This is a genomic window from Mycobacterium sp., from assembly GCF_049585075.1.
GTDB lineage: Bacteria > Actinomycetota > Actinomycetes > Mycobacteriales > Mycobacteriaceae > Mycobacterium.
Map to the genome: position 1 here is coordinate 1 of NZ_JBAUZA010000010.1, position 21,214 is coordinate 21,214.

The 21,214-nt window shown below is 65.0% G+C and carries 19 protein-coding genes and 2 pseudogenes; 8 read left to right on the forward strand and 13 right to left on the reverse strand.

Features of this window, described 5'->3' with window-relative positions:
- Positions 1-168, forward strand: a pseudogene (locus WB785_RS00500) (class I SAM-dependent RNA methyltransferase); the annotation flags it as partial.
- 25 nt (positions 169-193) lie between these two features.
- On the opposite strand, the gene WB785_RS00505 reads toward WB785_RS00500, so the two are convergent.
- The 6 genes from WB785_RS00505 to WB785_RS00530 form a co-directional block, all read right to left on the reverse strand.
- On the reverse strand, positions 194-640 hold the full coding sequence (locus tag WB785_RS00505) for a CBS domain-containing protein (protein ID WP_424076748.1): 447 nt from the start codon (positions 638-640) through the stop codon (positions 194-196).
- Between the two features lie 93 nt (positions 641-733).
- Positions 734-2,035, reverse strand: coding sequence for an SLC13 family permease (locus WB785_RS00510; protein ID WP_424076749.1), 1,302 nt, complete (start codon positions 2,033-2,035; stop codon positions 734-736).
- Between the two features lie 55 nt (positions 2,036-2,090).
- Positions 2,091-2,534 (reverse strand): CBS domain-containing protein, encoded by a 444-nt coding sequence (locus tag WB785_RS00515; protein WP_424076750.1) that lies wholly within the window; start codon positions 2,532-2,534, stop codon positions 2,091-2,093.
- A gap of 48 nt (positions 2,535-2,582) precedes the next feature.
- Complete coding sequence (locus WB785_RS00520; protein ID WP_424076751.1) at positions 2,583-3,884, reverse strand: SLC13 family permease; 1,302 nt, start codon at positions 3,882-3,884, stop codon at positions 2,583-2,585.
- A 300-nt stretch (positions 3,885-4,184) separates the two neighbouring features.
- On the reverse strand, positions 4,185-4,832 hold the full coding sequence (locus WB785_RS00525; RefSeq protein WP_424076752.1) for a TIGR03085 family metal-binding protein: 648 nt from the start codon (positions 4,830-4,832) through the stop codon (positions 4,185-4,187).
- A gap of 213 nt (positions 4,833-5,045) precedes the next feature.
- Entirely contained in the window at positions 5,046-7,055 is a 2,010-nt protein-coding gene (locus tag WB785_RS00530) for an APC family permease (protein WP_424076753.1), read from the reverse strand.
- Between the two features lie 217 nt (positions 7,056-7,272).
- Here WB785_RS00530 and dxs point away from each other — a divergent pair, with 217 nt between their 5' ends.
- Complete coding sequence (gene dxs, locus WB785_RS00535) at positions 7,273-9,198, forward strand: 1-deoxy-D-xylulose-5-phosphate synthase (protein WP_424076754.1); 1,926 nt, start codon at positions 7,273-7,275, stop codon at positions 9,196-9,198.
- 37 nt (positions 9,199-9,235) lie between these two features.
- Here dxs and WB785_RS00540 read toward each other — a convergent pair whose 3' ends face one another.
- From WB785_RS00540 to WB785_RS00550, 3 genes and pseudogenes are all read right to left on the reverse strand, one after another.
- Entirely contained in the window at positions 9,236-10,540 is a 1,305-nt protein-coding gene (locus WB785_RS00540; RefSeq protein WP_424076755.1) for an HRDC domain-containing protein, read from the reverse strand.
- Between the two features lies 1 nt (position 10,541).
- Positions 10,542-11,176 (reverse strand): annotated as a pseudogene (locus tag WB785_RS00545) (DUF3000 domain-containing protein).
- A 103-nt stretch (positions 11,177-11,279) separates the two neighbouring features.
- Positions 11,280-12,098, reverse strand: coding sequence for an enoyl-CoA hydratase/isomerase family protein (locus tag WB785_RS00550; RefSeq protein ID WP_424076756.1), 819 nt, complete (start codon positions 12,096-12,098; stop codon positions 11,280-11,282).
- A gap of 37 nt (positions 12,099-12,135) precedes the next feature.
- Between WB785_RS00550 and hemE the strand changes: the two genes are divergently transcribed.
- Genes hemE through WB785_RS00575 form a run of 5 tightly spaced genes read left to right on the forward strand, consistent with a single transcriptional unit; the run spans position 12,136 to position 16,652 of the window.
- A complete protein-coding gene (gene hemE, locus WB785_RS00555; RefSeq protein ID WP_424076757.1) occupies positions 12,136-13,185 on the forward strand; it encodes a uroporphyrinogen decarboxylase in 1,050 nt (349 codons plus the stop codon).
- Positions 13,179-14,558, forward strand: coding sequence for a protoporphyrinogen oxidase (locus WB785_RS00560; RefSeq protein ID WP_424076765.1), 1,380 nt, complete (start codon positions 13,179-13,181; stop codon positions 14,556-14,558). Before hemE ends, WB785_RS00560 begins: the two co-directional genes overlap by 7 nt.
- Positions 14,559-14,562: 4 nt before the next feature.
- Positions 14,563-15,258: a hydrogen peroxide-dependent heme synthase gene (gene hemQ, locus WB785_RS00565; protein WP_424076758.1), complete on the forward strand. Its 696-nt coding sequence runs from the start codon at positions 14,563-14,565 to the stop codon at positions 15,256-15,258.
- Positions 15,259-15,263: 5 nt separating this feature from the next.
- Positions 15,264-15,875 carry a class I SAM-dependent methyltransferase gene (locus WB785_RS00570; RefSeq protein WP_424076759.1) on the forward strand — a complete coding sequence of 204 codons (612 nt, stop codon included), beginning with the start codon at positions 15,264-15,266 and terminating at the stop codon, positions 15,873-15,875.
- Between the two features lie 27 nt (positions 15,876-15,902).
- Positions 15,903-16,652, forward strand: coding sequence for a class I SAM-dependent methyltransferase (locus WB785_RS00575; RefSeq protein WP_424076760.1), 750 nt, complete (start codon positions 15,903-15,905; stop codon positions 16,650-16,652).
- A gap of 78 nt (positions 16,653-16,730) precedes the next feature.
- On the opposite strand, the gene msrB is transcribed toward WB785_RS00575, so the two are convergent.
- The 4 genes from msrB to WB785_RS00595 all read right to left on the reverse strand — a co-directional run bounded on the left by msrB (position 16,731) and on the right by WB785_RS00595 (position 20,879).
- On the reverse strand, positions 16,731-17,141 hold the full coding sequence (gene msrB / locus WB785_RS00580; RefSeq protein ID WP_424076761.1) for a peptide-methionine (R)-S-oxide reductase MsrB: 411 nt from the start codon (positions 17,139-17,141) through the stop codon (positions 16,731-16,733).
- Positions 17,138-18,433, reverse strand: coding sequence for an arabinofuranan 3-O-arabinosyltransferase (aftC, locus tag WB785_RS00585; RefSeq protein ID WP_424076762.1), 1,296 nt, complete (start codon positions 18,431-18,433; stop codon positions 17,138-17,140). Before aftC ends, msrB begins: the two co-directional genes overlap by 4 nt.
- Before the next feature lie 85 nt (positions 18,434-18,518).
- Positions 18,519-20,087, reverse strand: coding sequence for an alpha/beta fold hydrolase (locus tag WB785_RS00590; RefSeq protein WP_424076766.1), 1,569 nt, complete (start codon positions 20,085-20,087; stop codon positions 18,519-18,521).
- 18 nt (positions 20,088-20,105) lie between these two features.
- Positions 20,106-20,879: a pyrimidine reductase family protein gene (locus WB785_RS00595; protein ID WP_424076763.1), complete on the reverse strand. Its 774-nt coding sequence runs from the start codon at positions 20,877-20,879 to the stop codon at positions 20,106-20,108.
- A gap of 36 nt (positions 20,880-20,915) precedes the next feature.
- Between WB785_RS00595 and zapE the strand changes: the two genes are divergently transcribed.
- Positions 20,916-21,214, forward strand: a 299-nt coding sequence (gene zapE, locus WB785_RS00600) for an AFG1/ZapE family ATPase (protein ID WP_424076764.1), incomplete at its 3' end; no start/stop codon positions are given.

Here is a 21,214-nt window from a genome sequence, read left to right on the forward strand (position 1 = left end):
GCCGCGGCCGAGGTCCCGCGGGTGGTGCATATCGGTTGTGAGGCAGCGTCATTCGCCCGCGACGTCGGCCTCTATCAGCGGCACGGATATGCGGTGGACAAGATCTCGGTGTTCGACTCGTTCCCGCTGACCCATCACACCGAGTGCGTCGCGCTGTTGACTCGCTGACGGGTCAGGTTGCCGCGCAACAGAACTACGTTTTTAGGGCTGCGGCCAACAGGCGTGATGCGGTGATCACTCCATGCAACTTGTTGTCTTTGACGACGGCAACGAGCGGGCTTCGTAGCCGTGCCATGACCTCGGCCACCTCGATGATGGTGTCGTCGGCATTGGCCACCGGAATGCGCTGGGGTTGCTTAGGCAGCATGTCGCGGATCTTCTTGCCGCTTAGCTTCTCTGCGGCGTGGTCGGCCATCGACTCGGTCAAGACGCTGGCCAGCCCGGGATCGTCCTGCACATAGCCGGGCACGATGAATCGGACGACCTGCGAGGCCGGTAGCACGGCGTACGGCGTTTCGGACGTGTCGGTGACCACCACGATCCCGTTCAGCCGGTGCTCGGCGAGTAGACGGACCGCATCAAGCGCATCTGAGTCGATATTGACGACTGGGAACTTCTCGTCGATTTCCTCTGCCTGCACACCGACACAATACTTCCGCCGGGAAGCTCCGGTGATCGGGATCGCCGTCAGGATTTCATACGCGTCGCGCGACCGTCGCTGGCGCGGACCGGGCTAAGCGAAGGCGAAGTAACGCAGCCACAGGTAACCGACGGAAATCGCAAACGAGACCGCGACCACCACGGCCCCTCGTTTGGTGAAGTCCCAGAACGAGACGCGAGCCCCGGCGCGTTCGGCGAGTCCGACGATGACGATATTCGCGCTGGACCCGATGGGGGTGAGGTTGCCCCCGAGGATGGTGCCGAGGATCAGGGCCCACCACAGCACACCGGCGTTGGCGTCGGCATGAATGGAGTCGACGAACTCGGCGACGATCGGCGTCATCGTGGCGGCATACGGCACATTGTTGACGAAGCCGCTGAACAGGAAGGACACACCCAGGATCAGTAGTGTCGTCATCCACAAATTGCCGCCGGTCGCGTGGCTGGCCGCATGGGCCAAGTTGCTGATCACACCGGTCCGCACCAGGGCCCCGACCATGACGAACAGTCCCGCGAAGAACAGCAGCGTCTCCCATTCGACGCTGGACAGGTAGAAGTCACGGCTCAGGCCAGAGACGATGATCAAGATGCCAGCGCCCGTCATCGCCACCAGTGACGGCTCCATGTGGATCACGTGGTGTACGACGAACCCGGCGAACACCGCGACCAGGACAATCCCGCATTGGATCAGCAGCTTGCGGTTGCGGATCGCTTCACTCTCGTCGAGCGACATGACATCGGCGACTCGGTCGGGATCGACTTTGTAGAAGCCTGGAAACAGGCTGGGCAGCATGAGGAGCAGGGCGGCGAGCACGATCAGCACCGGTGGGCCCATGTTGGCCAGGAACGAAACGAAACTCAGGTGGGCGCCGGTGCCGATGATGATGCTGGTCGGGTCGCCGACCAGGGTCGCCGCGCCACCGATATCGGAGGCGAAGGACTCGGCGATCAGAAATGGCGCTGGACTGATCGCCAGCCGGTCGGCTACCAGCACGGTGACAGGTGCGATCAACAGGACCGTGGTCACGTTGTCCAGGAATGCCGAACCGACCGCGGTGACAAGCACCAGCAGGATCATGATCCGCAGTGGGGAGCCCTTAGCGCGCTTGGCCGACACAATCGCGATGTATTCGAATACGCCGGTCTGGCGGACCACGCTGACGATGATCATCATCCCGAGCAGCAAAAAGATGACGTCCCAGTCGATCCCGGTGTCGCGTGAGTAGAAGACCTCATCGGAGTTGATCACCGGCAAGAAGAACACGGCTACCGCGCCGGCCAGCGCCACCATGGTCTTGTTGAAACGCTCGGTGGTGATCAACGCGTAGGCGATCACGAATACGCCCGTCGCGTAGATGGAGTGAACGACGTTCATCGGTTGTCCTGCCGTCGGGCACACACCAGGCTGAGCATGTGCGGCGAAATGGCGCTCAAGATTTCAGCGCCGCGGCTAGCAGGTGTGACGCCGTGATCACACCATGCAACTTCCCGTTCTTAGTCACCGCGATCAGCGGACTTCGCGCCAGCGCCATCTCCGCGGCCACCTTCGTGATGGTGGCACGCGCATCGACCGACGGAATCTCACGCAGATAGTCGGGCAGCACATCGCCGACCGTCTTTCCCGCCAAATGCCGCATGGCCTCGTCAGGAGTCGAATCGCCAAGGACGCCGGCCAGCGTTAGGTCGTCCTGCACATACCGCGGCAGAATGAATCGCAGCATGGCGAAGGCCGGCAAAACCGCGTACGGGTTCCCGGAAGTATCGGTGACCAGGAGGCCGGGCAGATGGTGCTCGGCGATCATGCGTGCAGCGTCGACAGCATCGGAGTCAATGGGCACGATCGGGAACTTCTCTTCGAGGTCCTCTGCCCGCACACGGACACAATACTGAACCCCGGTGCTTTGCGTGAGCTGGTGGGCAGGCTAACCGAAGGCGAAGTAGCGCAGCCACAGGTAACCGACGGAAAGTGCAAATGAGAAAGCGGTCACCACCACACCCCGTCGGGTGAAGTCCCAAAACGACACCGGATGGCCTGCGCGTTGCGCGATCCCGACCGCGACGATATTCGCGCTCGCCCCCACGGCGGTGAGATTGCCGCCGAGGACCGTCCCTAGGAGCAGCGCCCACCACAGCACACCGGAACTGGTGTGCCCGGGAATGGATTCGGCCAGCTGCGCGACGACCGGTGTCATCGTGGCGGCGTACGGAACGTTGTTGATGAAGCTGCCCAACGTGAAAGACACCGTGAGGATCAGCAACGTGGCCGTCCAGGCATCGCCGTGGGTCACCTGGCTGGCCGCATGTGCCAAGTTATTGACGACGCCGGTCCGGACCAGGGCCCCAACCATGATGAACAGTCCTGCGAAGAACAGCAGCGACTCCCATTCGACGCCGGACAGGTAGAACTTCCGGCTCAGGCCGGAGATCACGATCAGGATGCCGGCGCCGGCCATCGCCACCAGGGAGGGCTCCGTGTGGATCTCTTTGTGCGCGACGAATCCTGCGAACACGACCACCAGGACGATCCCGCACTGGATCAGCAGCTTGTGGTTGCTGATCGCTTCCTTCTCGTTCAGCGACATGACATCGGCGACCCGATCGGGATCGACGGTGAAGAAGCCTGGAAACAGCCAGGGCAGCAGCAGCAGCAGGACGGCGAGCACGATGAGCACCGCTGGTGCCATGTTGGCCGTGAAGGTAAGGAAGCTCAGGTGTGCTCCGGTGCCGATGATGATGCTGGTCGGGTCGCCGACCAGGGTTGCTGCGCCGGCGTTGTTGGCGGCGAGGGCCTCGACGATCAGAAACGGCGCTGGACTGATGTCAAGCCTGTCGCACACAAGCAGCGTGACCGGCGCGATCAACAGCACCGTGGTCACGTTGTCCAGAACTGCTGTTCCAAGGGCGGTGACAAGTACTAGCAGGATCATGATTCGCAGCGGAGAGCCCTTGGCGCGTTTGGACGACCAGATGGCTAGGTATTCGAACACGCCGGTCTGGCGGATCACGCTGACGATGATCATCATCCCGAGCAGCAAAAAGAGGACGTCCCAGTTGACCCCGGTGCCACGTGAGTAGAAGACCTCATCGGAGTTGATCACCGGCAAGAAGAACATGGCTGTCGCGCCGAACAGCGCCACCAATGTCTGGTTGAACCGCTCCGTGGCGATCAACACGTAGGCCACCACGAATACCGTCACCGCGTAGACGGCATGAACGACGTTCATTGGCCGCCCTGCCAAGTCATCGCGCGCTCCTGAATAGCCCTGAATAGCAGGGAAACCCGAATTGCACGAATAAAGACGCCGACCAGGCTTCCCGGCACACCGGGGCATAATTTAGCAGGCTTACCTAGGCAGTGCTGCGCGTGACCTGCGGGCAGTTCACTAAAGGCGAATTAGCGCACCCACAGACCTCCCATGACATTGAGCGTCAAGATCTGACCTAGAGCCTTGTTCAGGAACGTCGGTGGAGTCCAACCGGGGAGGTGGGTTGATCTAGAGTCACCGGACTTGTGCCATCCAACCTCACATCCCGAAGTTGGTATGGCGAACCGTCGCGACAGCCTCGGCCGGTCCGGTCACGGCAACCTGCGCAACAGCCTGACGGCCGAAGACGAACAGCAGAAGTTCACCAGGCGGGCCGCTGAGTCGAGCAGTGGGTTCGGCCTTCCGAACCGTTATCCTCTCGTCGGTTCCCGCCCAGCAGATCTCAAGCCCGACCTCCCGCAGCCTGCGACTCAGGTAGCGGCTACCTTGGCGGACATTTCGCCATAGGGCGGCCTCCAATGCGGGCGTCAGGGTTCCGCGCGGGCCGAGGGCATTGGCTCTGCGCAGGTCTTCGTGATGGACGAAGAATTCGTTCAGGTTCGGGAAGGACCGCACCCAGCCGATGCGGAACAATCCGGGGGGTGGGCCCGACCGGATCCGCGTGACCAGCCACTCGAATTCCTTCTGCTGCACGAGCTTCGCTGTGCGTCGCTCGGCGAATCGCTGGAATAGGCCAGGTACGACGAGGCATGGGCCAGCGATGGGGTCGTGCTCCCGAACCACGAGGTGGGCGGCGAGGTCCTCGGCGCTCCAGCCCTCGAGCAGTGTGGGGGCGTCAGGCCCTAGCTCCTCGAAGAGATCGCACAGTGCAAGGCGCTCTTGATCGTCAAACGAAAGATCCGCCACGTACCTATCGTGCCTGTGCGATTCGGCGCATGCTCGCGTCTCTGACAGCAGGTGACGAAATCCGGGCCGACGGCAGAGTCCGATGACTAGGTGCGGGCAGCGATGAAACGGCGAAAGAGGGGCATGTCGAATTCTTCGATACCGAAACACGTTCCAATCTCAACCAACTCGACTTTTCCTGTCGAAGCGCGGCGGCTCACTTATCGGCTCAGCCTAAGCTGTCTTGCCCTCCGGATCGCCGATACCCCGGCGGATCTCACCCGGGCTGTGGGTGACGTGTGTCAGATCGCGCTGCTCGGATGAGCGAAGCTGCCAGGGGACACTGGTAACCATAACGCCCGGCTCGAACAGCAGGCGGCCCTTGAGCCGCAATGAACTTTGGTTGTGTAGCAGGTTTTCCCACCAGCGGCCGACAACGTATTCGGGGATATAGACATTGATGACGTCACGCGGCCCACCTTTTCGCCGCCGCTTGATGTAATCGATAACGGGGCGGGTGATCTCGCGGTAGGGCGACTCAATGACGGTGAGCGGAACGTCGACCTCGACCGTCTGCCACTCGGCTAGGAGTTCCCGGGTTTCGGCGTCATCGATGTTGACCGTCAGGGCGGTGAGGGCGTCGGGTCTGGTGGCCCGGGCGAACATGAGGGCACGTTGTGTTGCTTTGTGCCAGCCCGATACCAGCACGATGGCGTGCACCCGGCTGGGCAGGACGTGGTGGTCGTCGATGCTGGTGCGCAACTCGGTCCGCACTGCGGCATAGTGCCGCCGGATGGCTTGCATGAGCAGGCATAGCAGCGGGATGGCGATCACAACCAGATAGGCACCGTGGGTGAACTTGGTGACCATCACGACCACCAAGACCACTCCGGTAAAGCAGGCGCCGAATGCGTTGATGGCCCGGGCACGGTTGATTCTGAGCCGTTCTGCGCCGGTGGTGGCGCCCCGTAGTTCCCGATTCCAGTGCCGGACCATGCCGGTCTGACACAGCGTGAAGGAGGTGAACACACCGACGATGTAGAGCTGGATCAGCCGGGTGGTCGATCCGTCAAAGGCATAGATCAACCCGCCGGCGATCAGCGCGAGCAGAATAATGCCGTTGGAATGCGCCAGTCGGTCACCGCGAGTGTGCAGTTGCCGCGGTAAATAACGGTCCTGCGCGAGGATGGAGCCAAGCAACGGGAAGCCGTTGTAAGCGGTGTTCGCCGCCAGGATCAGGATCAGCGCCGTCGCCGCCTGCAGGTAAAAGAACATCACGCTGTTGTTGCCGAACACCGCGGCGGCGATTTGGGCGATGACGGTGCGTTGCGCGTCGTTAGCGCAGTCGCCGCGGTATCCGATGAGGTCGCAGGTGTTTTCGGTGTAACGAACGTGAGCGATTAGGGCGAGCGCGGTGACGCCAGCAAACATCGTGATCGACAGCGTGCCCATCATCGCCATCGTTCGAGCGGCATTGATTCCCTTGGGTTTTCGGAACGCGGGCACACCGTTGGAGATGGCTTCGGCCCCGGTGAGCGCGGTGCAGCCGGAGGAGAAAGCGCGTAGTGCCACCAAGGAAAGCGCCAACGTGTTGAGCCCTACATGTTCGGCGTGAATGCCGTAGTTAGCGCTCTCGGACTGTGGCGCGTCACCGAGCATCGCGCGAACGAGTCCGATTGCGATCATCGACAGCACACCGACGACGAAGGCGTAGGTCGGAATGGCAAATATCTGTCCGGATTCTCGAATGCCGCGCAGATTCATGCCCGTCAGCAGCAAGAGGAAGCCGATGTTGATCGCGATGCGATACGCGTTCAGATCGGGGATGGCCGAGATGATGTTGTCCACACCCGCCGCGACGGATACCGCGACCGTCATCACATAGTCCACCAGCAGCGCCGCGGCAACTACCAGCCCGGCGCGGGGGCCCAAGTTCGTGGAAGCCACCTCATACGATCCGCCCCCGCTGGGATATGCCTGCACCACTTGCCGGTACGACAGCACCACAACTGTAAGCAGCAGCACCACGGCCGCGGCAATCCACGGCGTCAGATAGAGGTAGCTGAGCCCGCCCAGGGTCAGGATCAACAGGATCTCCTGCGTCGCGTACGCGACCGAAGACAGGGGGTCGCTGGCGAATACGGGCAGTGCGATCCGCTTGGACAGCAGGGTATGGGCGAGGCGGTCGCTGCGGAACGGCCGACCCAGAATCAAGCGCTTCAGCAGCGACGTCGGTGACGACACGCTCGGAGCGTATTGTCCATCCAACGCCGGTGGCGGCCAGGGGCTGTATAGATTCCGTAAAAGTAGGACCAGGCCCTGTCTGAATATCGTGGTGAGCGTCGACAAGGCTTGTTCACTGTTCTAACGTCCGGCCGCATGGAGGACGTCACCGGCGGCTACCGCCGAAGTATCTCCGCAGGTCGGCTCGGTGGACTGGCGGGCGTCGTACACTGGCGGGATGCTTGAACAGATCCGCGGGCCCGCCGATCTGCAGCACCTTTCTCAGGCGGACTTGGGTGATCTGGCCGACGAGATTCGTGAGTTTCTCATTCACAAGGTGGCGGCCACCGGAGGGCATCTGGGGCCCAACCTTGGCGTCGTCGAATTGACGCTCGCATTGCATCGGGTATTCGATTCGCCACACGATCCGATCGTCTTCGACACCGGCCACCAGGCCTACGTCCACAAAATGCTGACCGGCCGCTCGGCGGACTTCGAGACGCTGCGCAAAAAGGGTGGTTTGTCGGGTTATCCGTCTCGGGCCGAAAGCGAACACGACTGGGTTGAGTCGAGCCACGCCAGCGCGGCGTTGTCCTACGCCGACGGGCTGGCCAAGGCATTCGAGCTGACCGGACACCGCAACCGGCACGTCGTCGCGGTGGTGGGCGACGGTGCGCTCACCGGCGGAATGTGTTGGGAGGCACTGAATAACATCGCGGCCGGGCACCGCCCGGTGGTGATCGTCGTCAACGACAACGGCCGCAGCTACGCACCGACCTTCGGGGGTTTGGCCAATCACCTCGCCGCGCTGCGGCTGCAACCCAGCTACGAGCACCTGTTGGAGCGGGGGCGCAGCGCGGTACGCGGAATGCCGGTCGTCGGCGAACTGGCTTACCAGTTCATGCACAGCGTCAAAGCCGGTGTGAAGGATGCGCTTTCACCGCAGTTGCTGTTCACCGATCTCGGGCTGAAGTACGTCGGGCCGGTCAACGGCCATGACGAACACGCTGTGGAGACCGCGCTGCGCAGCGCCCGTGGATTCCGCGGGCCGGTGCTGGTGCACGTCGTCACCAACAAGGGCATGGGCTATGGCCCGGCCGAGGCCGACGAAGCCGAGCAGATGCATTCGTGTGGGGTGATCGACCCGGCGACCGGACTGGCCACCAAGATCCCGGGACCGAGCTGGACGGCGACCTTCTCCGAATCGCTGATCGAATTCGCGGCCAAACGCCGCGACATTGTGGCGATCACCGCGGCCATGCCGGGGCCCACCGGGCTGACGGCATTCGGGCAGCGCTTCCCGGATCGGTTGTTCGACGTCGGCATCGCGGAGCAGCACGCGATGACGTCGGCGGCCGGATTGGCCATGGGTGGGCTACATCCGGTGGTGGCGATCTACTCGACATTTCTCAACCGCGCGTTCGACCAAATCATGATGGACGTGGCGATGCATCAGCTACCGGTCACCATGGTGCTCGACCGGGCGGGGATCACCGGCCCGGACGGCGCCAGCCACAACGGCATGTGGGATCTGTCGATGCTGGGCATCGTTCCCGGTATGCGGGTAGCCGCGCCCAGGGACGGTACTCGGCTGCACGAAGAGCTCGGTGAAGCGCTCGACATAGATGATGGGCCGACGGCCATCCGTTTCCCGAAAGGCGATGTCGGCGAGGACATTCCGGCTGTTGAACGCCGCAACGGCGTAGACGTGCTCGCGGTGCCGTCCGACGGGCTGACCGCCGATGTGTTGCTGGTGGTGGTCGGGGCGTTCGCTTCGACGGGCCTGGCGGTGGCCGAGCGCCTGCGCAACCAGGGCATCGGCGTGACAGTGATCGATCCACGGTGGGTACTTCCGGTTTCGGATGTTGTGAGCGAATTGGCACGTGGGCACAAGCTGGTCGTCACGATGGAAGACAACGGTGTCAACGGCGGTATCGGTTCGGCGGTGTCAGCAGCGTTGCGGCGCAACGAGATCGACGTTCCCTGCCGCGATGTCGGACTGCCGCAACAATTCTTCGATCACGCATCGCGTTCAGAGGTGCTTGCCGAAGCCGGTCTGACTGAGCAGGATGTGGCCCGCCAGATCACCGGCTGGGTGGCGGCGCTGTCCGGCTTGACCAACGGCGTCGAGTCCGCAGCGCAGATCAGCGAGCGCCTCGACTAGCTACTTCGTGTCGCCGAGATCGAGGGCAGCGTCATGCCTACTCGAACTTTTGCGCGCTGCTGTCGATTTCGGCGGAATCGAGAGGCTGCAGCGCTTCGGCCAGCACCGGCACCACTAGCTGACGTTGCCAATCGCGGGCCTGCCCGGCAGTCAGGAATTCGTCGATCGTCCCTACCGGATCGTCGGCGCCCTCCCAATCCCAGCACAGCCGTCGCACCAGGTCGGGGGACACCAGATTCTCGGTCGGCACCGATAGTTGCTCGGAGAGTTTGCGCAGCCCTGCGCGGGCGGCATCCAGTCGCGCCGCGGCTTCCGGTCTGCGTTTGGGCCAGCGTGCCGGGGCCGGTGGCCCGTTAGGCGGTTCGGCATCCTCCGCGGGACCGGGCGATTGGCGCGCCGATTCCAGCGCCGCCAACCATGTTGCGGCGTTGCGTCGTTGGCGAGGACCGCCGAATATCGGCAGAGCGATCAAGTCGTCGCGGGTCTTCGGGTCGGCGGTGGCGGCATCGATGATCGCCGAGTCGGGCAAGATGCGCCCCGGCGCGATATCGCGGCGTTGCGCGATTTCGTCTCGCACAGTCCACAATTCACGAACCGCCGCCAGGGCGCGCTGGTTACGCACTTTATGGATGCCCGATGTGCGTCGCCAGCGTTCCCGGCGGGTCGCCGGCGGTGCCTGACCTACGCTTCGCAAGTAGTCGAACTCCTCTGCGGCCCAAACTGTTTTGCCCTGCTCGGCAAGCACGCCCGCGATCGCGTCCCTTAGTTCGAGCAGGACTTCGACGTCGAGGGCGGCGTAGTTGAGCCACGCGGGCGGCAGCGGACGCTTGGACCAGTCCGCGGCGCCATGACCTTTGGCCAGACCCACCCCGAGCAGCCGTTGTGCCTCGGCCGCAAGGTTGACCCGGTCGAAGCCGGCCAACCGCCCGGCCAGTTCGGTGTCATACAGAGCCGGCGGTCGCATGCCGACCTCGGCCAGGCACGGCAGGTCCTGATCGGCCGCGTGCAGAATCCACTCGTCTTCGGCGAGCACCTCGGCGACGGGCCGCAGCACGGTCAGCGGGTCGCCGCCGTGGCTGACCGGATCGATGAGCACGGTGCCGGCACCGGCCCGGCGAATCTGAATCAAGTAAGCACGGTTGGAGTAACGAAACCCCGAAGCCCGTTCGGCATCGACCGCGAATGCGCCGCGGCCGTTAGCCAGCAGTTCTGCGGCGGCGGCGATCTCGGCGGGACTCGTGGCCAGGTCGGGCACACCGTCGGCCGGCGCGAGCAGCAGCGTTACTTCTGGCTCCGCGCTGTCGGGCTGATCGTCGGCCGCTTGAGGCAGCTGGGAAGCCATGTCAGACGCGGGACCGCGTGCCCAGATCCGTCACCCCGACCGGCGGCAGCCCCGCAGCATGCTCGAGCACCTCGCAAAACGCCTCGACGTGTATACCGATGTCGGGAGTGATCGCGGTCCAGGACGCGCGCAGCTCCAGCTGATGGGCTCTCGGCGGTCCGGAGATGTCCCCGTAGCGCACCGAGCTGGTGGCGGTGACGGTGCCGCCGAGCGCGGTGACCTGGTCGGCGCGCTTGTCCAGCGCTTCCACCAGCCAGCTCCACGCCACCTCCGGCAGCAACGGGTCGACCGCCTCGGTGGAGTCCAGGTCGGCCTGGATGTAGGCGACCAGCCGCATGGTGCCATCCCACGCGTCAGCCCCATCCGGGTCATAGAGCAGGATCAGCCGGCCGAACGCGTCGCCCTCGGACTGCTCCGACACGATGTCGACCTCGGGACGTTTGACCTCGGCGCCCAGCGCGTAGCTGTACGGCGCCAGGCGCTGCGGCGGCCGGATGGGGCCCAGCTCGATCTCCGGTCGCACGGTGGCACCGCTCATTGCCGCGACTGCGTCGCGGAACGGGACCGGTTCGGCTGAGCTCACGAGCGCCGCTCCTCCTCATTGCTCCGCGCTGCATCGTCGCGGGCGCGGCTCACAACAGCCGCCCTTCCTCATGCCCCCGCTCTGCTTCGTCGCCAGCGTGTGCCACAACGTCTGACGCTAGACCTATCCCGCGACACGCGGACACAGGCGCGCCGTTTAGGGCGAATCGGCGGAGAAACGCGCGGCCCGCTTCTCGCGGTGAGCGGCCAGACCCTCGCCGACGTCAGGCCCGCCGAACCCGAGAAACTCCAGGCCAAGGGAGGTTTCGAAGGCAGGCGCGAACATCCGGTACCAGTGGTTGAGGCTGTGCTTGGTGAAGCGGATCGCCGATTGCGCGCCTTGTGCCAGGTCCGCCGCGATGCGGGTCGCGGTGCTCAGCACTTGGTCGTCGTCCACACAAATCGACACCAGCCCGATCCGTTCCGCCTCGGCGCCCGACAGCGGCTCGCAGGTGAGCAGGTAGAACTTGGCCTTGGCCATCCCGACCAGCAGCGGCCAGCAGATGGCCGCGTGATCGCCCGCGGCCACCCCCAGCTTGGTGTGGCCGTCGATGATCTTGGCGTTTCGACCGGCGACCGAGACGTCGGCGAGCAGTGCCACCACCAGGCCGGCGCCGACCGCGGCACCGTGAATCGCCGACACCACCGGCTTGTCGCAGTTGACGATGTTGAGCACCAGATCGCGGGCCTCGCGCATGATGCGCAGCCGGTCGCTGAACTCACCCATCGTCTCGTCGATCAACTCGAAGCTGCCCCCCGACGAGAAGGCTTTGCCCTCGCCGCGGACCAAGACCACGCGGACGTCGGGGTCGCGACCGATCACCGGCCAGATGTCGGCGAGGTCGCGGTGCATCTGCGGCCCGACCGAATTAAGCCCTGGCGCATCCAGAATTAGATGCAGCACCCCGTGGTCGGCGCGTTCTATTCGCAGGCTTGGAAACTCGTCGTAGCTGACCTCGGGGTGACGAACTGGCATGTTAGGCAGGTTACTGGTCGTGGCAGCATTAGATCTGATGACTACTCGTCGCACATTGCCTGAGTCGCCGTACCTGGCTGCGGCCACCGGACACAAGCCGTCGCGGGTGCCGGTGTGGTTCATGCGTCAGGCCGGCCGCTCGCTGCCGGAATACCGTGCGCTGCGGGCGCGCAGCACGATGATGGAAGCCTGCTTCGACGCCGAGCTGATCACCGAGATCACCCTGCAACCGATACGCCGCCACGACGTCGATGCCGCGATCCTGTTCTCCGACATCGTGGTGCCGCTGCGCGGCGCCGGTGTCGACCTGGACATCGTCGCGGACGTCGGGCCTGTGATCGCAGCACCGGTGCGCACCGCCGCCGATATCGATGCATTGAAACCCCTTGAGTCACAACGTGTTCAACCGGTATCCGACGCGGTCTCCCTGCTGGTCGAAGCGTTGGGCGATGTTCCGCTGATCGGGTTCGCCGGTGCGCCGTTCACGCTGGCGTCCTATTTGGTCGAGGGCGGGCCGAGCCGCCACCACGCCCGCACCAAGGCGATGATGCTGGCCGAGCCGACCTGCTGGCATGCGCTCATGGAAAAGCTGACCGATCTCACCATTGCGTTTCTCGCGCTTCAGCTCGACGCCGGGGTGGATGCGATTCAGGTGTTCGACTCGTGGGCGGGCGCGGTGTCGCTCGCCGACTACCGGCGCTATGTGCTGCCGCACAGCGCGCGGGTCTTCGCCGCGCTGGCCGACCGCGGCGTCGCGATGACGCATTTCGGGGTCGGCACCGCCGAACTGCTGGGTGCCATGTCTGAGGCGGGTGCCACGGTCGTCGGTGTCGATTGGCGAACCTCGCTGGTCGATGCCACCGCCCGCGTCCAAACCGGCACCGCGTTGCAGGGCAACCTCGATCCGGCGGTGTTGCTGGCCGGCTGGCCGGCGGTGGAGCGGGCCGCGCGCGCGGTGGTCGACGACGGACGTAACGCGGTGGACGCCGGCGCGGCCGGACACATTTTCAACCTCGGGCATGGGGTGCTGCCGGAAACAGATCCCGGCGTTCTCACCGAATTGGTGGCACTGGTCCATTCATTATGACCCACTCGTATTGTGTTGTCGGCGGCGGTATTTCGGGTCTGACAGCGGCCTACCGGTTACGGGTGGCCCTGGGCGACGAGGCGAGCATCACGTTGTTCGACCCGGCCGACCGGCTGGGCGGGGTGCTGCGCACCGAGCAAGTCGGCGGGGTGCCCATGGACGTCGGCGCCGAGGCGTTCGTCGTACGCCGCCCCGAGATGCCGGCGCTGCTCGACGAACTGGGCCTGGCGAACCGTCAGGTCGGGACCACCGGCGCGCGTCCGCTGATCTACAGCCAGGATCGGCTGCACCCGCTGCCGCAGGCCACGCTCAATGGCATTCCTTCGTCAGCGGAGTCGATGGCCGGGCTGGTGAACGACGCGACCCTCGCGCATATCGCGTCCGAGCCGAGTCGGCCGTTTCGCTGGCAGCCGGGTGGCGATCCCGCCGTGGTCGACCTGGTCGCAGACCGGTTCGGCGAGCAAGTGGTGGCCCGCTCGGTGGATCCGATGCTCGGCGGGGTGTACGCGGGGTCGGCAGCGACGATCGGCGTTCGCTCGGCTGCTCCCACTCTGGCGGCTGCTCTTGATGGGGGCGCGGCGAACCTGACCGACGCGGTCCGCCAGGCGCTCATGAGCGTCACCGCAGGACCGGTATTCGGTTCAGTTGGGGGCGGTTACCAGGTGCTGGTCGATGAACTGGTCAGACGCAGCCGGCCGAATTGGGTACCGGCGGCCGTGACACGCATCGAAGCTGCCGGGCAAGGCTGGATGCTGCACGACGCCGCCGGTGGCCAGTGGGGTGCCGACGCGGTAATCCTCGCCGTCCCGGCGCCGCGCTTGGCGGGGCTCGTCGAGGGCATCGCACCACGCACCGCTGCCGCAGCCGGCCGCATCGTCAGCGCGTCGTCGGTGGTGGTGGCGCTTGCCGTTCCTCGCGGTGTCCGCTTCCCGCAGAATTCCGGCGTGCTGGTCGCCAGCGGGGAACGGTTGCACGCCAAGGCAATCACGTTGTCGTCGCGAAAGTGGGGACGACGCAGCGACGTCGAGCTGCTGCGACTGTCCTTCGGCCGGTTCGGCGATTCAGCCGACAAAAATCCAGCCCGTCGGGTGTCCGACGACGAGTTGCTGGCCTGGGCGAAACAGGATCTGGCACAGGTTTTCGAGCTGGCAGTCGACCCGGTGGATGTCTGCGTTCACCGCTGGCTCGATGCGATGCCACAGTACGGGCCCGGCCACCGCGACTTGGTGGCCGAGCTACGCGCAGGTCTGCCGCCGACCGTAGCGGTGGCGGGTGGTTATCTCGACGGGATCGGGGTGCCGGCGTGCATCGGGGCGGCCGGTCGGGCCGTGACCGGCGCGATCCGGGCGGTCGACGGCTCCGTGGCACGATAGTTGTATGGCCCGCTTGGATTACGAGACGATCAACGCCACCGTTCGCTACCTGATGTTCTCGGTGTTCTCCGTGCGTCCAGGGGGGCTGGGTGAGGATCGTGATGCCGTCGTCGATGAGACCGCGACCTTCCTCAAGCAACGGGAAGAACACGGCGTCGTGGTACGCGGTGTCTACGACGTCGCGGGCTTGCGGGCAGACGCCGATTTCATGATCTGGACGCACGCCGAACGCGTCGAATCGCTGCAGGCGACCTACGAGGATTTCCGGCGCACCACCACGCTGGGCCGGGCGTGCACGCCGGTGTGGAGCAGTGTGGCGTTGCACCGGCCGGCGGAGTTCAACAAGAGCCACATCCCGGCGTTTCTGGCCGGGGAGGAGCCGGGCGCCTACATCTGCGTCTACCCGTTCGTGCGGTCCTACGAGTGGTATCTGCTGCCCGACGAGGAGCGCCGGCGCATGCTCGCAGAACACGGCATGGCGGCTCGTGAGTACAAGGATGTCAGGGCCAACACCGTGCCGGCGTTCGCACTCGGCGACTACGAATGGATCTTGGCGTTCGAGGCTCCCGAGCTGCACCGCATTGTCGACCTTATGCGGGACTTGCGGGCCACCGACGCGCGACGGCATACCCGCGAAGAGACGCCGTTTTTCACCGGCCCGCGGGTGCCAGTCGAGCAGCTGATTGCATCGCTGCCCTGATGGACATGTCGCCGGCCACGCCGGTCAACCATCATGCCGATCACCCTGGAGTTGCCGGGCCGATCGGAGTTTTCGTCGCGCTCATCATTCTGGTGCTCGGCCGTACTCGCTCCCGATTGGTGGCCGATCTGGCGTCGGTGACAAATTCCGATCACGTTGTGGACATTGGTTGCGGCCCAGGCAATTCCGTCAGAGCAGCCGCCCGCCGGGGCGCGCGCGTCACCGGAGTGGATCCGGCGACCCTGATGTTGCGTTTGGCCCGAATGGTGACCCGCGACCGCCCAGGCATTACCTGGCTGCAGGGCAGCGCGGAAAACCTTCCGGTGCCGGAGCATTCAGCGACCGTGGTGTGGTCTGTTGCGACCGTGCATCACTGGATGGATGTCGCCGCGGGACTCGCCGAGGTTCGTCGAGTGCTCTCCCCGGGCGGGCGGTTCCTGGTGATCGAGCGCCAGGTTCGACCCGGTGCCACCGGGCTGGCCAGCCACGGATGGACCGACCAACAGGCGGCGTCGTTCGCTGATTGCTGTCGTAGCGCAGGCCTCGATGATGTCCACATCGAGACGATGAAAGCCGGCCGACATGCCGTGCAGGTGGTCCAAGCGGTGCGCCGCTGAGCGTTGCATCGCGATAGGTTTAATGTCATGACTCAACCAGCTTCCGTCGATCCCAGCCGCTTCGAAGAGATGTACCGCGACGAGCGGGTTTCGCACGGATTGCCGACGGCCACACCGTGGGATATCGGTGGCCCGCAACCGGTCGTCCAGCAACTGGTTGCGCTGGGCGCGGTGAAGGGCGAGGTTCTCGACCCAGGAACCGGCCCGGGCCACCATGCCATCTACTACGCGTCAAAGGGCTACTCGGCCACCGGCATCGACGCCTCGCCGGCAGGACTGGAGCGCGCTAAGGAGAATGCGCGCAAAGCCGGGGTCTCGGTGAACTTCCAACTGGCAGACGCGACCAAGCTGGAGGGTCTGGAGAATCATTTCGACACTGTCGTCGACTGCGCCTTCTACCACACCTTTTCGACCGATCCAGAGCTGCAGCGGTCGTATGCCCAGGCCCTGCATCGCGCGACCAAGCCCGGGGCGCGGCTGTACATGTTCGAGTTCGGCGCCCACGAGGTCAATGGTTTCCGGATGCCACGATCGTTGTCCGAGGACGACTTTCGGCAGGTGTTTCCCGTTGCGGGCTGGGAGATCACCTACCTAGGGCCGACAACGTATCAGGTCAATCTGAGCGTCCAAGCGATCGAGATGATGCTGGCCCGCAACCCCGATCAGGCCGAGCAAATCGAGCCATTCCTGGAGCGATTCCGCATCATCGAACCGTGGTTGACCAACGGCCGGGCCCACGCCCCGTTCTGGGAGATGCACGCCAGCCGGGTCGACTGATCGACCGCTCGTCCGCGAGATTTAAACGGTTGCGACGCGCTTCGGCGTGTCGTCGCAACCGTTTACGTGTCGCGAAGATCAGGAATCCGACGGCACCAAGCGCAGGCAGATCGAGTTGATGCAGTAACGCTGATCGGTCGGGGTCTGATAGCCCTCGCCTTCAAAGACGTGGCCCAGATGGCTGTGGCAGTTGGCGCACAGCACTTCGGTGCGCGTCGTCCCCATGGAGTGATCGGACCGCAGGATCACCGCGTCGGAATTGGCCGGGTCGAAAAATGATGGCCAGCCGCAATGGGATTCGAACTTCTCCGAACTACGAAACAGCTCGGCGCCGCACGCCCGGCATTCGTAGACGCCGGTGGTCTTGGTGTCGGTGTACTCGCCGGTGAACGGGCGCTCGGTGCCGGCCCGTCGCAGCACCGCAAACTCGTCGGGAGTCAGCTTTTGGCGCCATTCGTCGTCGGTCAGTTGCAGGTGCGGAGAGCTCATGCGTCCACGGTAGCGCGCGGCCGTTCGACCGTCAGCCATGCCGGATCGATGCCCTCATCTAGCCGGTTTTCGGCTTTGGCGTCCAGGTAGCGGAAGTAGAGCACGGTGAACACCACGATCAGCAGCAGCGACCAGCCGTAGGTGATCTTCAGGTATTCCAGCGGCCGCCCGATGTACATCCAGTTGAACAGCAGCCAGCGATCCATCGTCAGGAACCCGTAAATGCCCAGCCACGCCAGCCAGTTGCGAATCACCGAGTTGGGCAATACGACCGTCATCAGGAACGGGAGCAACATCATCGAGTAGTAGCCCTGGGCCAGCGACAGCACCAGCCACGACCACAGCAACAGCACGCCCGACGATGTGGTGAACCAGAACAGCGGGTTGCGGGTGCGGTAATAGCGGTATAGCAGCCACAAACTGCCAATGGTGAGCAGTGTGAACAGGATTCGCAGCGACAAGATCAGCCAGAACGGCAACCCGAAATACACGCCGTTGCCTTCGATCGAGCTGTTGAAGTAGTCACGGACGCCCAACATGTAGGGCAGCGTGCGGGTCACGAAGTCCTCGGGATGGACGATCAGCGGCAGCGCGGCCAGGTTGAACGCCGCCGGAACCACGATGGCAGCCAGCACGGCGCGCCACTGGCGGTTCAGCAGCGGCAGTAGCAGCAACGGGCCCAGCACCGGTTTGACCACCAGCGCCAGCCCGATTGCAATGCCGGCCCACCATTCATGTCGCCTGGACCCGTTGAGCAGCCACCGTAAAAACAGCACCTCAAGCAGCAGAATGCAGCCGTTGATGTTCGTGAAAACCAGTGTGTTGGTTACGGATTCGGTGCAGAACATTGCCAAAAGCAGCGCCGGGGCTGCGACGGAGCTCAGCTTGAAGTTGAACATCCGCAGCAGCACGTATCCCGCCAGCACGATGGCGACGCTGTTGCACGCGATGAACAAATAGCGCGACTCCGCGAATGGCAGATAGCCAAACGGCGCCATGATCAGCGTGCCGCCGGGGGGATAGAGGTAGTGCGGGTCGACGTAGTCGAAGTGCTCGTTGTAGATGTCCCAGCCGTGCCGAAAGTTCAGCACCGCACGGTAGACCGGCTTGAAATCGTCGGTGATGTTGCCGTTGGTGGTGACCACGACGGTGCGGTGGATTACTGCCAGGATGGCCACCGGCCACAGCACCGAACGCAGCACAATCGCAGTGCTCGGCGCGGCGGTGCGGGGACCGAATGTGGCCTGCGCCCAGTCGCGCAGACCGCCACGAGGGGAATCAACTTCCGCCATCAGCGCCGCTCCTCCTCATCGCTCCGCTTTGCATCGTCGCCGCGCGCATCACGAGCGCACCGTACATGGACGATCGCCGCAGCGGTCAGGCGGGACAGTAGGTGTCGGTCGGCGGCAACTGGCCGCTGTCCAGGTAGCCGACCAGCGGCGGCACCGCGCATGAGGAGTAGATGCTGGCGCCGTGGCCGATCCCTTGCCACATCACCCGCTTGCTGGCCGCGGTGGCGTTGATGATGGTGGCTGCGGTGGCCGAGACGCCTTCCATCCCGACGATCGGGTCGTCCTGCACGCCCATCAGAAGCACGTTGACTTTGAGAACCTTCGGCGGTGGCGGCGGGTTGGTGCTCGGCCACGAGACGCATTTGACCAGATTGAGCGCACCCACGGTGCCGAACTGGGGGTAGAGCTTGGCCCAGGCGACTACCAGCTCGCGAATCCGGTCGGGCGTGGGGCGGCTGAGCGCGTCACTGCATGAATTGACGAACTGCCCGTCGGTGCCGGAGATGCCCTCCGCTCGGTTGGCCAGGCTGGTCAGCAGATTGGTGTCACCCGAGCGTGCGGTCGCGAGGGCATTGGCCAAGTCGTTGGTGGTACTGGCCCGGTCACCGCTGGGGTAGCCCAGCGAGATGTTGATCGCGTTGGCCAGGGTCGCTACCGACATACCCCCGGGGCCGTGGCCGGCGCGGGCGTCGGCCAGTAGCGAGCTCACCGCCGCTTTGGGATCGGGGCCCAGCGGGCAATTCACCGCGGCGCATTGCGCGGCGAAGGCATCCAGCGCCGATTGCTGACCTTTGACCTGTTGCTCGGCCGCGGCTTCGGCGCCCACGCCCAACGCGATCGGGGAATCGAGGACCAGCCTGGACACCTTGTCGGGATGCGAGCTGGCGTAGGACAGCGCCACCTGGGAGCCGCTGCCGATGCCGATCAGCGCGAGCGCGGGCACGTCCCAGATACTGCGCAATCGCTCGATGTCGCTGGCGGCGTGGGTGTTGTCGTAGGCGGAGTCGCCGGGCGCGATGGTGTCGGTGCAGCTGGTGGTGGCGTTCTGCACGATGTCCCCGAGGTTGGCGACGGGATCGTTGCCGGCCTGGAACTGCGCCTGGTCGCGGATCTCCTGACGGTCGAACTGATCGAGGCAGTCCACCGGGCTCGACGTGCCCATGCCACGGCGGTCGACGGCGACGACGGGGTGCTTTTGCAGCACGTCGGCGCCGGCGCGCGCGAGCCACACCGGCAGCTGCAGCGACGACGGCAGATCCGCGCCGGTGGTGAAGACCAGCGGGCCGGCATCGTGCGGGGTCTTCACTGAGCGGGCGCGTACCACACCGATGCTCAGGGTGCCCGCCGAGCCGTTGACGGGGTCGAGGTCGGCGTCATAGCTTGCGCAATCCAGCTTGACGCCAGGCGCTGGGGGGACCGCGGCGTCGCTGAATTCCTTCGACGTGCAGTCACGCCACGACAAGTCGTTCTTGGGCACGGCGATCGGGGGCGGGCCGTTGGGTGGCTTGGCCGTCGTGGCCTTTCCCTGCGGCCGGCCACCTGAATCGGTGGCGAAACGCGGGTTGGCGGCCAAGCCAGGTGCGCAGCCGGCCAGCAACCCCGTCACCACGATCAACGACGTAGCGATTGCGGCGCCCCGGCTCATGCCGACCACAGTAGCCACTCCCGCGATCTACTCAGCTTTGACGTAGCGGGTGTACAGGTAGCCGTCGTCGTCGGTGAGGATGTGCGCGCAGCGCATCGCGGTGTGCACCTGGCCCGGGCCAGCGGCGATCCGGCTGGCCAGACCGCCGACCAGGCTCGGTGCGATCGTCAGGCAGAGTTCGTCGAGCAAGTTGCGCTCGACGAACGAGCTGAACAGCATCGGACCGCCCTCGGTCAAGACCCGGTACAGGCCGCGATGGGCCAGCGCGGCCAGCACGGCAGCCTCGTCGACGCGATCGGGGTCGTCGTCCGAGCACTCGATAACCTCAGCCAGGTCGGCCAGCCCGCGGCGGACCTCGTCAACCGCGACCGCGCAGGTGCACACCAGCGGCGGCACTTCGGTGCGGGTGAAGACCGGCATATCCCGGTCCAGGCGGCCGGATTCGGTCACGATCGCAAGCTGGGGAACTTCGCTTTGCCCGCGGGCCTGGCGGCGATGCCGCTGGGCGATGCTCGGGCGTGCGCCGGAGTAATCCTCGACCCGCACCGTGCCGGCGCCGACAAGGATCACGTCAGCGAGTTCACGCAGCAGGCTGAACAACGCGCGGTCACCTGGCCCGCCCAGGCGACCGGTGGTGCCGCCGACGGTGGCGCCACCATCGATGCTGGCGATGAAGTTCGCCCGAAGCCAAATCCTGTTCAGCTCCGCCGGGTAGCCGTAGAGCTCGGGCAGCTCGCCGCCGTCGAGGTCGCGGACCGAGCCGAGCACTCTCAGCTGCATCCCGCCGGCGTGATCAGCCATGCGCATGATTGCAACACACGTCGGTAGGGTGCCTGCATGCCCGGGTCCGTCGCTCATCTGGTCGATCGGCAGCCGACGGTGTCACCCGAACGGCTGATCGCCCAGTTGACGCCGCCGCCGACCTTCGCCGAGGTGAGCTTTGCGAGCTACCACCCCGATCCGGCCGAGCCGTCGCAGTCCGCTGCCGTCGCGGCTTGCCAACAGTTCTGCCGGCAGGCGCTCGAGCGTCGCGCCGGCCGCAAGAAGCTGTTCGGTCGGCGAGAAGTGTTGCCGGGTGTCGGCCTGTACCTCGACGGTGGTTTCGGAGTCGGCAAGACGCATCTGCTGGCCGCTGC